Source organism: Limnobacter sp., from assembly GCF_964228395.1.
Lineage (GTDB): Bacteria > Pseudomonadota > Gammaproteobacteria > Burkholderiales > Burkholderiaceae_B > Limnobacter.
The window spans coordinates 1-12,211 of record NZ_CAXQZX010000136.1 but is presented as its reverse complement, the minus strand read 5'-3'; the positions used below and the strand labels follow the sequence as shown (position 1 = coordinate 12,211).

Annotated in this window: 16 protein-coding genes; 8 read left to right on the top strand and 8 right to left on the bottom strand. The window is 58.5% G+C overall.

Features of this window, described 5'->3' with window-relative positions; translation table 11 throughout:
- Positions 1-55 precede the first annotated feature (55 nt).
- Complete coding sequence (locus ACEQU8_RS11665; protein ID WP_370263781.1) at positions 56-544, top strand: type II secretion system protein N; 489 nt, start codon at positions 56-58, stop codon at positions 542-544.
- Between the two features lie 15 nt (positions 545-559).
- Here ACEQU8_RS11665 and ACEQU8_RS11660 read toward each other — a convergent pair whose 3' ends face one another.
- A complete protein-coding gene (locus tag ACEQU8_RS11660; protein WP_370263780.1) occupies positions 560-1,348 on the bottom strand; it encodes a DUF3108 domain-containing protein in 789 nt (262 codons plus the stop codon).
- Positions 1,345-1,800, bottom strand: a complete 456-nt coding sequence (locus ACEQU8_RS11655; protein WP_370263779.1) for a D-Ala-D-Ala carboxypeptidase family metallohydrolase — start codon at positions 1,798-1,800, stop codon at positions 1,345-1,347. The genes ACEQU8_RS11660 and ACEQU8_RS11655 overlap by 4 nt, the downstream gene beginning before the upstream one ends.
- 19 nt (positions 1,801-1,819) lie before the next feature.
- Between ACEQU8_RS11655 and ACEQU8_RS11650 the strand changes: the two genes are divergently transcribed.
- Positions 1,820-2,509 carry a hypothetical protein gene (locus ACEQU8_RS11650; RefSeq protein WP_372521242.1) on the top strand — a complete coding sequence of 230 codons (690 nt, stop codon included), beginning with the start codon at positions 1,820-1,822 and terminating at the stop codon, positions 2,507-2,509.
- On the opposite strand, the gene ACEQU8_RS11645 is transcribed toward ACEQU8_RS11650, so the two are convergent.
- Genes ACEQU8_RS11645 through gpmA form a run of 4 tightly spaced genes read right to left on the bottom strand, consistent with a single transcriptional unit; the run spans position 2,506 to position 6,714 of the window.
- The gene (locus ACEQU8_RS11645; protein ID WP_370263783.1) at positions 2,506-3,258 is read right to left on the bottom strand and encodes a ThiF family adenylyltransferase; all 753 of its coding nucleotides are present in this window, start codon (positions 3,256-3,258) and stop codon (positions 2,506-2,508) included. The two genes, ACEQU8_RS11650 and ACEQU8_RS11645, sit on opposite strands and share 4 nt — an antisense overlap.
- Positions 3,259-3,277: 19 nt before the next feature.
- The gene (locus ACEQU8_RS11640) at positions 3,278-4,663 is read right to left on the bottom strand and encodes a S41 family peptidase (protein WP_370263776.1); all 1,386 of its coding nucleotides are present in this window, start codon (positions 4,661-4,663) and stop codon (positions 3,278-3,280) included.
- Positions 4,664-4,668: 5 nt separating this feature from the next.
- Positions 4,669-5,949 carry a murein hydrolase activator EnvC gene (locus ACEQU8_RS11635; RefSeq protein WP_370263775.1) on the bottom strand — a complete coding sequence of 427 codons (1,281 nt, stop codon included), beginning with the start codon at positions 5,947-5,949 and terminating at the stop codon, positions 4,669-4,671.
- Positions 5,950-5,967: 18 nt separating this feature from the next.
- A complete protein-coding gene (gpmA, locus tag ACEQU8_RS11630; protein WP_370263774.1) occupies positions 5,968-6,714 on the bottom strand; it encodes a 2,3-diphosphoglycerate-dependent phosphoglycerate mutase in 747 nt (248 codons plus the stop codon).
- Between the two features lie 105 nt (positions 6,715-6,819).
- Here gpmA and ACEQU8_RS11625 point away from each other — a divergent pair, with 105 nt between their 5' ends.
- From ACEQU8_RS11625 to ACEQU8_RS11610, 4 genes are read left to right on the top strand one after another with little or no spacing between them, the layout of a single operon-like run.
- A complete protein-coding gene (locus ACEQU8_RS11625; protein ID WP_370263773.1) occupies positions 6,820-7,344 on the top strand; it encodes a rhodanese-like domain-containing protein in 525 nt (174 codons plus the stop codon).
- Between the two features lie 17 nt (positions 7,345-7,361).
- Complete coding sequence (grxC, locus tag ACEQU8_RS11620) at positions 7,362-7,637, top strand: glutaredoxin 3 (RefSeq protein ID WP_370263771.1); 276 nt, start codon at positions 7,362-7,364, stop codon at positions 7,635-7,637.
- A 33-nt stretch (positions 7,638-7,670) separates the two neighbouring features.
- A complete protein-coding gene (gene secB, locus ACEQU8_RS11615) occupies positions 7,671-8,144 on the top strand; it encodes a protein-export chaperone SecB (protein WP_370263770.1) in 474 nt (157 codons plus the stop codon).
- Between the two features lie 30 nt (positions 8,145-8,174).
- Complete coding sequence (locus ACEQU8_RS11610; RefSeq protein ID WP_370263768.1) at positions 8,175-9,185, top strand: NAD(P)H-dependent glycerol-3-phosphate dehydrogenase; 1,011 nt, start codon at positions 8,175-8,177, stop codon at positions 9,183-9,185.
- Positions 9,186-9,211: 26 nt separating this feature from the next.
- Here ACEQU8_RS11610 and trmL read toward each other — a convergent pair whose 3' ends face one another.
- Entirely contained in the window at positions 9,212-9,691 is a 480-nt protein-coding gene (gene trmL, locus ACEQU8_RS11605; RefSeq protein WP_370263766.1) for a tRNA (uridine(34)/cytosine(34)/5-carboxymethylaminomethyluridine(34)-2'-O)-methyltransferase TrmL, read from the bottom strand.
- On the bottom strand, positions 9,688-10,434 hold the full coding sequence (locus tag ACEQU8_RS11600; protein ID WP_370263765.1) for a ComF family protein: 747 nt from the start codon (positions 10,432-10,434) through the stop codon (positions 9,688-9,690). The genes trmL and ACEQU8_RS11600 overlap by 4 nt, the downstream gene beginning before the upstream one ends.
- A gap of 48 nt (positions 10,435-10,482) precedes the next feature.
- Here ACEQU8_RS11600 and ACEQU8_RS11595 point away from each other — a divergent pair, with 48 nt between their 5' ends.
- On the top strand, positions 10,483-11,394 hold the full coding sequence (locus ACEQU8_RS11595) for a methyltransferase domain-containing protein (RefSeq protein ID WP_370263763.1): 912 nt from the start codon (positions 10,483-10,485) through the stop codon (positions 11,392-11,394).
- Positions 11,395-11,571: 177 nt separating this feature from the next.
- A complete protein-coding gene (locus ACEQU8_RS11590) occupies positions 11,572-12,081 on the top strand; it encodes a DUF2244 domain-containing protein (RefSeq protein WP_370263762.1) in 510 nt (169 codons plus the stop codon).
- Positions 12,082-12,211: the final 130 nt, after the last annotated feature.

Below are 12,211 nucleotides of genomic sequence, written 5' to 3'. Positions count from 1 at the left end.
GCTTGCTACGCTCGGGTTATGATGCAACGCATGCCAAACCAGCTTCAAGCACCTCATGAAACTTGCTCTTAAACGCCTCAGTTTTTCCCGCAACACGCTCGTGGTGCCTGCCTGGCTCCCTCGCGTGCTCGCATGGTTGCTCTGGGCCTGTGCCGTAGCGCTCATGGTTTGGGTGGGGGTTAGGTTGTTTGCTCCAGCGCCAACGCTGGCGCCGGCCATGCCTTCCCAGGCATCGGTCAGTTTTCAAATTGACCAGTCTCCCGAGGCGCGGCTCATGGGGGTAGAGACTGCTGGCGGCCTTACCCCACCAGCGGTCAACCTCATGGGCGTGTTTGCCAACGGGGAGGGGCAGGGCGCCGCCGTGATGTCCATTGATGGACAACCTGCGCAATCCAAACGCGTGGGCGACGACGTGGCCAATGGCTGGGTACTCGAAGAAGTGGGTCCCACCTTTGCTGTGCTGCGCCGCAGTGGTCAGCGCCACCAAGTCGATCTGCCCCGACTACAGGCCGACCCCAACCTGCTTAAGCGCGTACCGGGCTAAGCGCTACCATTGCGGTCATCGGCCCGCAGGCTGCTGGGGCCCAAGGCCAATCAGCGTTTGGGTCAGGCTTTTGCCATCGGCGTCTTGAATCTGAATTTTTACAGGCTTCCAATCCAGATCCTGGGCGTACCAAATGCGCACCACCTCGTCCTGAGCGTCCTCTGGTGTGGACTCAAACTGCCAGGTGTTGATGGTGCGCTCGCCTTCGCCAAGGTTCAAAACCACTGTTTCGTGGGCCTTTAGGGTCCATGTCTCAGTGCTCAGTCGCCCGGTGCTCATCACACGCATGGGCAGTGCCTGGCCAAGGTCAATTTTGCTGTTGCATTGCAAGCGGGCCGATAACTGGTAAATCATGCTTAAGCGGTCTTGCAAACCCGCTTCCATGGGCGCGCTGCTACTGTTTTTACGAAACAGCACCTGCTTGTTGCCCAGGTCGATGGTGGTCTCAGCCACAGGCTTTTTTCCTCGTTGCTCGGCATAGTACAAGGGTGAAAAGCCCAGTTGCCCGTCAATCAACCCCTCGCTTTTTTGAGTCAATTGGCCCGAATACACCAGCGCCAACAAACCTTGTGCCTGTGACACGGATTCCAGCTTGTAATGCCGGCCCGCCACTCTGAGCTTGTGGTGGCTGGTGGCCAATTGGCCTGGAATTTGGCTGTGAGTCAACGCATAACGCAAATCCAGGTCGGCGATATTGCGCCCCATGCTCTTGCATTGCCAGCCATTGGCATGTGCAACGGTCGCCGCCGGCAAAAGGGCGGCCCACATGCATGCTGCAAACGCAGCCTTCAATATCATCTTCATCGATCCACAATGCCTTCCAAATAACCTTCGTCCGAATTGTAAATGCTCAAGCACTCCCGCCTGGGCGGGCGGTCCGCTGGCGCAGCCGACACATGCACCCAGCGCCCAAATTCAAGAATCAACTGGTCAAAGCCGCAGGGGCTGGCCGCAATGGCCATGGCCAGCGCGGCCGGCGTGCCCAAGGTGGGGCACACCACATCAGCGGCAAGCCCTTGGCAATGTTGAGAGTGGGGTACACCCCCCACCCGTTCATTCAATGCCTGCGAGCGAAAGCCGCTGTTCACCTTCAACGCACCAGGGGGCAATTGGAGGTACGCCTGTATGCTACCCAACAGGCAAGACAACCTCACCAAGTTGTCCAGCAGTGCGGGAGGGCAGGAGTTGTCCATGCCGCATCGCACTGCCGTGTCGGAATGGCACAGGGTCTTCTGGCAAAATTCAGGGTGAAACATCAACTCTGGGTGCATGGCAGTGCAAATTCAATGGTTAAGAAGGCCCACGGCTGGCCTGGGGCAGCGGGTGTATCTGCTCGACCTGGACAACACACTTCACATGGCAGGCCACCACATTTTGCCCGAGATCAATCGGCAAATGACGCAATACCTGGCCCACCACCTCAACATGCCCGAGGCGCAGGCCAGCAGTCTTCGCACCCATTATTGGCTGAAGTATGGCGCAACCCTGTTGGGCATGATGCGCCACCACGGCACCGATCCACATCATTTTTTGGCCAACACTCATCGCTTTGAAAGGCTGGGCGGCCTAAGCACCCGCCACGGCAGCGTGCCAGCACGCCTGGCCCGCTTGCCTGGTTTGCGGGTGTTGCTCACCAATGCGCCACGCGCCTATGCGCTCGAAGTGTGCAAGGCCCACGGCCTCTACAGGCACTTGCATGCCGTGGTGGCCATTGAAGACATGGTCATTCACCGGCAGTGGCGACCCAAGCCTGCCAATATTTTGTGGCCGCATCTCAAAAAGGCTTTGCGTCGCCGTTTGCTCACTTTGGTGGACGACACACATGGCCACCTTCGGCAGGCAGCGCTGCACGGTTACCAAACCACCTGGATCACGCCCCCGGGCATTCGATTTGCCTCGCGCAGCCTGCGCGGCCCAGTGCGCCATCGCATTCGTCACTTTGATCACATTCGGGCACTGGCTTAGTGGCCGTGGCCACACACCGGGCAGGCGGGGTCTTTGCGAATTTTCATTCGAGTGAATTCGCAGCTTCTTGAATCGTAAATTTGCAGGGTGCTGTACATGGGTTGGCCAAAGCCCGCCAAAATTTTGAGGGCTTCGCTGGCCTGCAGGGTCCCAATCACACCAGTAAGGGGGGCAAACACACCCATGGTGGCGCAGCGCACCTCGCTCACATCATCGCCCTCGGGGAACAGGCAGTGGTAACACGGTGCGTTTGGGTTATTGAGCTCAAACACAGCCAATTGGCCGTCCAGACGAATGGCAGCACCCGACACCAGCGGTTTGCCGTGCTTCACGCAGGCACGGTTTACAGCGTGGCGGGTTTTAAAGTTGTCGCAGCAATCAAGTACCACATCGGCCAGGGCCACCTGCTCTTCAAGGGCTTCGCCCTCGAGGCGCTGGGGCAGAGCGATCACTTGGCAGCACGGGTTAAGTTGTTCCAGTTGGGCTTGGGCAGAAAGCACTTTCGCTTGGCCCACGCGCTCGGTGGTGTGCAGCACCTGGCGTTGAAGGTTGGTGAGGTCGACGGTGTCATCGTCTGCAATAACCAGCGTGCCCACCCCGGCGCCGGCCAGGTACAAGGCACTGGGGCAGCCCAAACCGCCAGCTCCCACCACCAGCACCCGTGAATTGGCCAGTTTGCTTTGGCCCTCGATGCCAATTTCATCGAGCAAAATATGACGGGAGTAGCGCAGCAACTCCTCGTCATTCAGGTCACGCAAAGCCATGGGTTTATTTCTTGGCTTTGGCGGTTTGCTCGGTGTTTCGAGTTTGCTTCACAGGCTTGCCCTTCAGGTAATTCAGGGCCTGCTGTAGCTGGTAATCGTCTTTCTCGCCAAACACAATCGGCTTTAGATCGGCATTGGCGTTGGTTTCACGCTTTTCGCTGGGCGTTTCTTTTTCGCCTTTGTCATTGCTCAGGTGGCGGGTCAGGTCGGCTTCGCGCACGCGCTCAACAATGTCGCCGCTGGGGGTCTCGGTGACCACAAAATCGGGCTCAATGCCTTTGGCTTGAATGCTGCGTCCGCTGGGGGTGTAGTAGCGGGCCGTGGTCAGCTTGATGGCTGTGTTGTTGTTCAGTGGCAAAATGGTTTGAACCGAGCCTTTGCCAAAGGTTTGAGTGCCCAGCACTTTGGCACGGCCATGGTCCTGCAAAGCACCTGCCACAATTTCAGAGGCCGAGGCCGAGCCGCCGTTGACCACAACGATCATGGGCACGGTTTTGGCAATGGGGTGCAGGTCTTTCAGGTAATCGCGTTCGCGGCCGCGCAGGTAATCTTCTGGGCCAGCCACCAACTTGCGTTGCGAGTCTTCCGTGCGTCCATCGGTGGACACCACCAAGGTGTTTTGCGGCAAAAACGCTGCGCTTACGCCAACAGCAGCATTGAGCAAACCACCCGGGTCATTGCGCAGGTCAAGCACCAAGCCTTTCAAGGGCTTTTCGCCATGCAGCTTGTTGATGGCTTTCACCAGGTACTCGCCAGTGTGCTCCTGGAATTGGGTGATGCGCACGTAGCCGATGTTGTCTTCCAGCATTTTGGATTTCACGCTTTGAACGCGAATCACATCACGCACAATCTTCACCACAATCGGCTTGTCTGCATTTTTGCGAAGCAGCGTGAGCTCAATCGAGGTTTTCGGTTTGCCGCGCATCAGGTTAACCGCATCAGACAAGCTCATGCCTTTGGTCGGCTTGTCGTCGATTTTCACAATCAAGTCACCAGCCATCACACCCGCTTTGGCGGCGGGGGTGTCTTCAATGGGGGCGATCACTTTGACGAAACCGTCTTCGGTGCCCACTTCAATGCCCAAACCGCCGAACTCGCCCTGGGTGCCCACGCGCAATTCTTTGAAGGCCTCTGCATCAAGGTAACTGGAATGCGGGTCAAGGTTGCTCACCATGCCGCTGATGGCGCCGTTGAACAGCTTGTCATCGCCCACCGGCTCGACGTAAAAATTCTTGATGGCACCAAACACCTCGGTGAACTGGCGCAGTTCGGTCAAAGGCAGGGCCTCCGGCTGCTGCCGCTGGGCCACCGCGCTAATACCAACGCTTACCAACACGCCAGCAACCACACCGACGGATACCAAACTGATTTGTCGTAACTTCTGACGCATATTTCCTACCGACCTTTGGTCCACGAAATTGGATCGAAGGGTTGCCCCTGATGCCTGAGTTCAAAGTATAGCCCAGTCTCTAGATTACCACTGCTGTTGCCGGTTTCCGCAATGGTATCCCCCGGTTTGACCGAGTCCCCTGCCGCTTTGAGCAACTTGCTGTTGTTCCCATACACACTTAAAAACTGATCGCCATGGTCGATGATCACAATTTCACCAAACCCACGCAGCCATTCCGAAAACACCACCCGGCCGGCGCCCACCGCCCGCACCGCTTGGCCTGCCTCGGTGGCAATAAAAATGCCCTTCCAGGAAGGGCCTTGGCCATCTTTGGCGCGGGTTTTGCCAAATTGGCCAGCCACGGTGCCCTGCACCGGCAGCACCAGCTGACTCTTTAATTTGGCAAAGTCGCCCGTGTTGGGCATGGGTGGCGGTGGCGTGTATTCCCGGGCGGGCGGTTTGCTGCTGCCAGGCTTGCTGGGGGCCTGCTTGGCCGCAGCAGCGGCCTGAGCCTGTTTGCGCCGGGCTTCTTCAATGGCTCGGGTGAGCTGGTTGATCACGCCGGTCAGGCGGGTTTCGTCCCGCTCAAGGCGTTTGCGTTCCAGTTCCTGGTCTTTTAGTTTGGAATTTAAATCTTCAATCAATTGGTTGCGCTCTTCGCGCTGGGCCACCAACTCGCGGCGGCTTTGGGTCTGCCGCTCAATGGTGCTTTCAAGCCGGCCCTGCTTTTTTTCAAGGCCCAGCCGAATCGCTTCCAATTCGCGGGCCTGGGCCGCCTGGCGCTCGGCCAGGTCACGCTCAGCCGCCGAAATCCGTTCAAACCAATAGCTCTCGCGGGCGGCTTCACTGGTCGATTTGCCTGCAAGCCACGCCTGTGTGGGGTTGATTTCTACCCGGCGATACTGGTTGCGAAGCACCTGGGCCATGCGCTGCTGGGTTTTTTCCAGGTCTTTTTGAAGGGCAGCCTCTTCGGCACTCAGTTTGTCGATCTCAGACTCAAGCGCAGCGCGGTCTTTGTCGAGCAACTGCAGGCGAGTTTCAGTTTGTTCCAGGCGTTTTTCCAGGGTGGTCAGCGCTTTGGCAGCCTGCTTTTTTTCAGCGCTGGTGCTATTGATGGCTTTTTTTAGCGCCTCCAGCTTGCGTCGCACCTCCTCGCGCTCCTGTTGCACCCCTGCGGGGTCTCGCACCTTGTTGCTTTGGGCATGGCCAAGGGGTGACCACGCACCCACAGCCGCGCACAGGGCGGCCAGGGGCAACAAGCGGATAGTCGATGCGAGAGTTTTCAACAGGGGCACGTGGGGGGGTTACTTCGCCTTGCCTTGGTTGGCCACAGCCGCCATGGCGGCCTCAATTTCAGCTTGGTCGCCCAAGTAGTAATTGCGGATGGGCTTGAGGTTTTCGTCGAGTTCGTAGACCAGCGGGCGCGCGGTGGGAATATTCACCTTGAGGATGTCTTCCTCGGACAGGTTGTCCAGGTACTTGATCAGGGCGCGCAGGCTGTTGCCGTGGGCCGCGATCAGCACCTTTTTGCCAGCCTTGATGGCTGGAGCAATGCCGTCTTTCCACAGTGGAATCACGCGGTCCACCGTGTCTTTCAGGCATTCGGTCAGTGGAATTTCTTCCGGCTTTAGCTTGGCGTAGCGAGGGTCTTTGCCCGCAAAGCGGGGGTCGTCCACGGTCATGGGGTTGGGCGCGATGGCGTACGCGCGGCGCCAAATCAGCACCTGCTCCTCGCCAAACTTGGCCGCGGTTTCAGATTTGTTCAGGCCCTGCAGGTCACCGTAGTGGCGCTCGTTCAAGCGCCAGGCGTGCACCACGGGCAGCCACATTTGGTCCATCTCGTCCAGTGCAATCCACAGGGTGCGAATAGCGCGCTTCAACACTGAGGTGTAGGCCACATCAAAGGCAAAACCCTCGCTTTTTAGCAGGGCGCCTGCCTTGCGGGCTTCTTCACGGCCTTTGTCGGTCAGGTCCACATCGGCCCAGCCGGTGAAGCGGTTTTCCAGGTTCCACTGGCTCTCGCCGTGGCGCATCAACACGAGTTTGTACATAGGGTGGCCTTTCTGGTGAAGTCTAAATCAGGCAAACCTCCATTTTAGCCTTGATTCATGGGGATATAATGGAAAACCTATTCAGACCCAATCACCGCAGGACCCATGACACAGGAATTTTTGCTTCAAAACAGCTGGCTAATTGCACTTGCCTTGGGCTCGGGCCTTATGCTCATTTGGCCCTTGCTCACCAAGGGGGGCGGCAAGCGCATCACGGTGCCGCAGGCCACTTTGCTGATCAACCAGCAAAAGGCGGTATTGGTCGATATTCGGGACGATGAGCTGGTTCGCGGTGCGGGTGCCATTCCCCATGCCAAGCGCGTGGCCATTAAAGAGCTTAAAGACAAAGCAGACACGCTCAGCAAATCCAAAGACACGCCCCTGATCGTGGTGTGCCAGGTGGGCAGCCGCTCGGGCGCAGCCGCCACCATCTTGAAAGGTGCTGGCTACACCCAGGTTTACACCCTGGAAGGGGGTGTGAACGCATGGAAAGAGGCCGGCATGCCCACCAAAAAACTGGAAGAAGCCAAGGCCACAGAGCGGGCAGCCAACAAAGGCGGCAAAGCGGGTAAGGGCAACAAAGCCGCACCCAAGGCCGAAGCAGCCGCCAACGACGAAGCCAAAGTTTAAGCAGCACGAGGTCCCTCATGAGCAATACCCACGCCCCCGTTCGCATGTACACCAGCGCCGTATGCCCTTACTGCCAGCGCGCAGAGCGCCTGCTTTCTGAACGGGGTGTGCAGCACATCGAGAAAATCCGCATCGACCTCGACCCCGAGCAAAAAACAAAAATGATGGAAGAAACGGGCCGCCGCACCGTGCCGCAAATCTACATTGGCAGCACCCATGTGGGCGGCTTTGACGACCTGGCCGCCTTAGACCGTGCGGGCCAACTGCTGCCCTTGCTGGGCAAAACCGACTAATTTTTAAACCGAACACTACAGGAGCCACCACACATGGCCGAAGAAAACAAAGAAGCCGTCTTTCAATTGCAGCGCGTGTATATCAAAGACGCTTCTCTGGAATTGCCCAATGCCCCCCAGATTTTTCTGGACAAAACGCCCCCCAAAATTGAGGTGGCAGTAGATGTGGGTGCAGGGCGCCTGGCCGAAACCATTTTCGAGTCCGAGGTTACTGTAACGGTCACTGCCAAAATTGAAGACAAAGTGGCCTTTTTGGTGGAATGCAAGCAGGCTGGCATTTTCGAGATTGCCAACGTACCACCCGAGCAGTTCGACCCGCTGTTGGGTATTTTGTGCCCCAACATGATCTACCCCTATTTGCGCGCCAACGTGGCCGATCTCATCACACGCACTGGTTTCCCGCCCGTGCATTTGTCCGACATCAATTTCGAGCAGTTTTACCAGCAGCGCTTGGCCGCCGCGCAAGAGCAGGCAGCCCAGCAAGGCAACGGCATCGCCACAGCTTAAGTTGTGGCTTAATCCCACGGGGGGCTGGCTTTGAATATCACGGTGTTTGGCTCTGGCGCCTGGGGCACGGCGGTGGCCGCCCACATGGCCTTTGCGCATTCTGTGGTGCTGTGGGGAAGGGATATTGATGTGCTGGGTCGCATTGCTACCCAGCGCGAAAACCCCCGGTACCTGGCCGGCATCAAGTTGGCCCCCACACTTCAAACCCAGGCAGATTTCGCCAGTGCCGCGCGCCATGCCCTGCAGCCCGGCGGCATGTGGGTATTGGGCACGCCCATGGGAGCGCTGCGGCAAACCCTCGAGCAGCTTTTGCAAATTGCACCGGTCGACCAATGGCCTAGCCTGGTGTGGTTGTGCAAAGGCTTCGAGGTGCGCACCGGCCTAATGCCCCACCAAGTGGTAGAGCAGGTGCTGGGCAAGCCCTATGGTGGTGCGCTCACGGGCCCCTCGTTTGCGGCCGAAGTGGCGCGTGGTCTTCCCTGCGCGCTCACGGCGGCTTCTCCGTGTGCTGCCACCCGTTCGGCCATGGTGCAAGCGGCTCACCACGCCGCTTTGCGGGTCTACGAGCTGGACGACCTGGTGGGTGCAGAGGTGGGCGGCGCTGTCAAAAACATCATGGCGGTGGCCACCGGCATTTGCGATGGCCTGCAGTTGGGCCTTAATGCGCGCGCCGCGTTGATCACCCGTGGCATGGCCGAAATCAAACGCCTGGCTGTTGCACTGGGCGCGCAGGCCGAAACCCTCAATGGTTTGTCTGGTTTTGGTGATTTGATTCTGACTTGCACCGGCGATTTGTCCCGCAACCGCCGGGTGGGCCTGATGCTGGCGCAAGGCAAAAACCTCGACGAGGTGCTGGCCAACTTGGGGCAGGTGGCCGAAGGCGTCAAATGCGCGCCTGTGGTTCGCCAGCTTGCCGCCACGCTGGGGGTGGACATGCCCATCACCGCGGCGGTCAATGCGGTGTTGTTTGATGGTGTTAGCCCCGGCGAGGGGGTGATGCGCTTATTGTCCCGTGAGGCCCGTTCCGAAGACGCCGCCTGATTCGACCGAAGGCACGGAAATTTCTTTTAATCCTGCGGGGCCGCGCCTTCAAACCCCAGTTGCCGCCAAGCCTCGTACACGGCAATGGCCACTGAATTCGATAAATTCAAAGAACGGCTTTCTGCCTGCATGGGCAGGCGCAGCCAGTTGTCGCGGGCAAACCAGTTGCGCCGTTCTTCCGATAGACCCCGGGTTTCGCTGCCAAATACCAGGTAGTCGCCCGCCTTAAACTGCACCGCGTAGGGTGATCGCTTGCCCTTGGTGGTCATGGCAAAGCAGCGCTCGGCTGGGGGTTGGCAGGTTTGTACAAAGGCTTCCCAGCTGGCGTGCACCTGCATTTTGGCGTACTCGTGGTAGTCCAGCCCGGCCCGGCGCATGCGGGCATCGTCCAGCGGGAAGCCCAAGGGCTGCACCAAGTGCAGCTGCGCCCCAGTGTTTGCACACAGGCGAATCACATTGCCGGTGTTTGGGGGAATTTCCGGCTCAACCAATACAACATGAATCATTCTGGGGTCCTGCAAATGGCAAACCAGTCGACATGGCGGGCACCGGCCTTGCGCAAGGCCAGGCTGCATTGGCTTAAGGTGGCCCCGGTGGTAATCACATCGTCCACCAGCCCAATGCGCGGGCCGCTACTCAATCTGCGGGTGGCGACAAACACCCCTTCAAGGTTGCTCATGCGCTCGGCGCGATCCAGCTCGGCCTGGGAGGGCACCTCGCGTACTTTCAATAGCCAACTGGCCCGTACCGGGATGCCCCACAGCCGACCAAGCGCATGGGCCAGCAAAGCGGCCTGATTATAGCCCCGTTGCCTGAGTTTTTGCGCAGAGCAAGGCACAGGCACCAGCATGTCCGGCTTTGTGGCCCCTTGTTGTTGGGCCGTGTGTGCCAGCCAGGCTGCTAAAAATGGGGCCAGCGCGTATTGCTGGCCGTATTTGAGCTGCATCAGCCATTCGTCTTGCGGGGGCATGTAATCTGCGCACACCACAGCCCGCTCCCATGGCTGGGTGTGGCCCTTGCAGTGCCGGCAGCGCACCCAGCCAAAGGCGGTGGGGCGTGGGCCAAGTCGCAAACCGCAGCCAAGGCAGCGCCTGCCTGTTTGGCTCAGCAAGCTCGGCAGGCAACTCGCGCACACATGGCGCAGCAGCGGCTGCGCTTGCCACGGCACGGCGGTACTGCACAGCGCGCAGCGCCTGGGGCTAAGCAAATCGCACAGGCCATGCCATGGCTTGTACAATGCAGGCTTCATTTGAATCGCCTCCTGTGGTTGGCTAGCACTATGTCGTCGTTCTGGAAAATGCCCCGCAGCAACCGCCACCTCGATCTTCAGTGGGTGCGGCGTGTGGCGGTGGGCGTGCCTTTTGTGCTCGAAGAGGTGCACCGCCGTATGGTGGACCGAGCGCAAATCATGCGTCCAAGTGAGGGAGGGGTGGTGCATCAAGGCTGGTTACACCCTGGCACCTTGGGTGCCCTGCAGGGGCTGTACCCCGAACGCCCTTTGCATGTGTTTTCTCCCAAGGCGGTGCCCTTGGCGCAGGCCCCCAACGACCCGGCGGCTGCGCGGTTTCTGAGCAAGCTGGTGCCCCTGTGGCGGGCCGGGCGTGGGCGGTCTCAAGAGCAAGACAGGTCCACGGCTCTGCCAACCGGGCAGCCCCTGCCCCTGGAAGGCCAGTCGGTTGGCATGGTGTGGTCGCCTTTGTGGCTGCATGCGGTTGAAGACCCGGGGGTGTTGCTGGGTGAGTGGCTGCGGGTGCTCAAACCTGGCGGGGCGCTGTTTTTTACCTGTTTTGGGCCAGACACTGCTCAAGAGATTCGTGCCGTGGCCCAAGCGCTGGGCTTGCCCATGGCAGACTTTGCCGACATGCACGATTTGGGTGACCTTATGAGTCGCTGTGGTTTTTCTGATCCCGTGATGGAGATGGAAAAACTCACCCTCACCTACACCAGCCCGCAAGCGTTGTTGTCCGAGTGGCATTCTGTGGTGGGCAACAACCTAGCGCAACAGCCAGCCGGGCTCATGAGTCGCAAGCGCTATACACAAGCCTTGCAGCAATTGGAAGGGCTGAGACAAAATGCCACAGGTCGAATACCCCTCACCCTGGAGCTGATTTATGGCCACGCCTGGAAAGTGGAGCGACCGCCAAAACAGCCCGTGGCGACTGTAAAGATTTCTGACATTGGCGGCAGAAGTGGCCCCAAACAAGGGTAGGGTGGACGCTTTTTTAAATGTAGTCGATTGTACGTATTCTTTTTCGGCCAAAAGGCGCACAGATTACCGCCGCGTGGTTGCCTGGCCGATTTTGTTAAGCCTATAATTCGAAGGTTTCAATGCGCTCTTTGCGGGTGCATTGGGTCTGAATGACTGCTCTTCAAGAGGTATATGGGCATGATTCCAGAAGGTTCAAGTCACATGCAGTACGACGATAAGAATCAAACCTCAGCCGCTTTGCCGCAGCGTTGGGTGTTCAAGCGCAATTGTGCTTTAACCCCTCGCCAGCTGCTTAGTTGGTACTTAAGCCTGTGCGCGTTAACCTTGGTTATCGCCAGTGGCTTTGCAATCATGGGGTTCTGGATTGTGTTGCCCTTTGCTGGCCTGGAGTTGTTGTTGGTGGGCATTGCTTTTGTGATCTACGCGCGCCATGCCGCAGATTACGAAGCCATCGAGCTTCGCCCCGGCCATCTACGGCTGGAGTGGGCACATGGCAGCAAACTCACCGAAATTGAGTGGCCACCCCAGTGGACCCAGCTCAGTTACAACGGGCGATACAAGGCGCCATTGGTGATCAGTCACAGGGGACAACAAGTAAAAATGGGCAAGTTCATTGCCGAAAAAGACAAGTCATCGCTCCACCTGCAAATCAGGGCGGCGTTGGCCAGGGCTGCATATTCCGTGTAGGGTGTGTTGCTTCCACCAGTTTGATTTTTTTTGATTGAGGATCGCCATGTTGAAGTCGTCCTTGGGGTTTCGTAAGGCAGTTGCGGGTGCCGCGGCTGTTGCGATGACAACCTTCGGAGGTGCAGCGTTT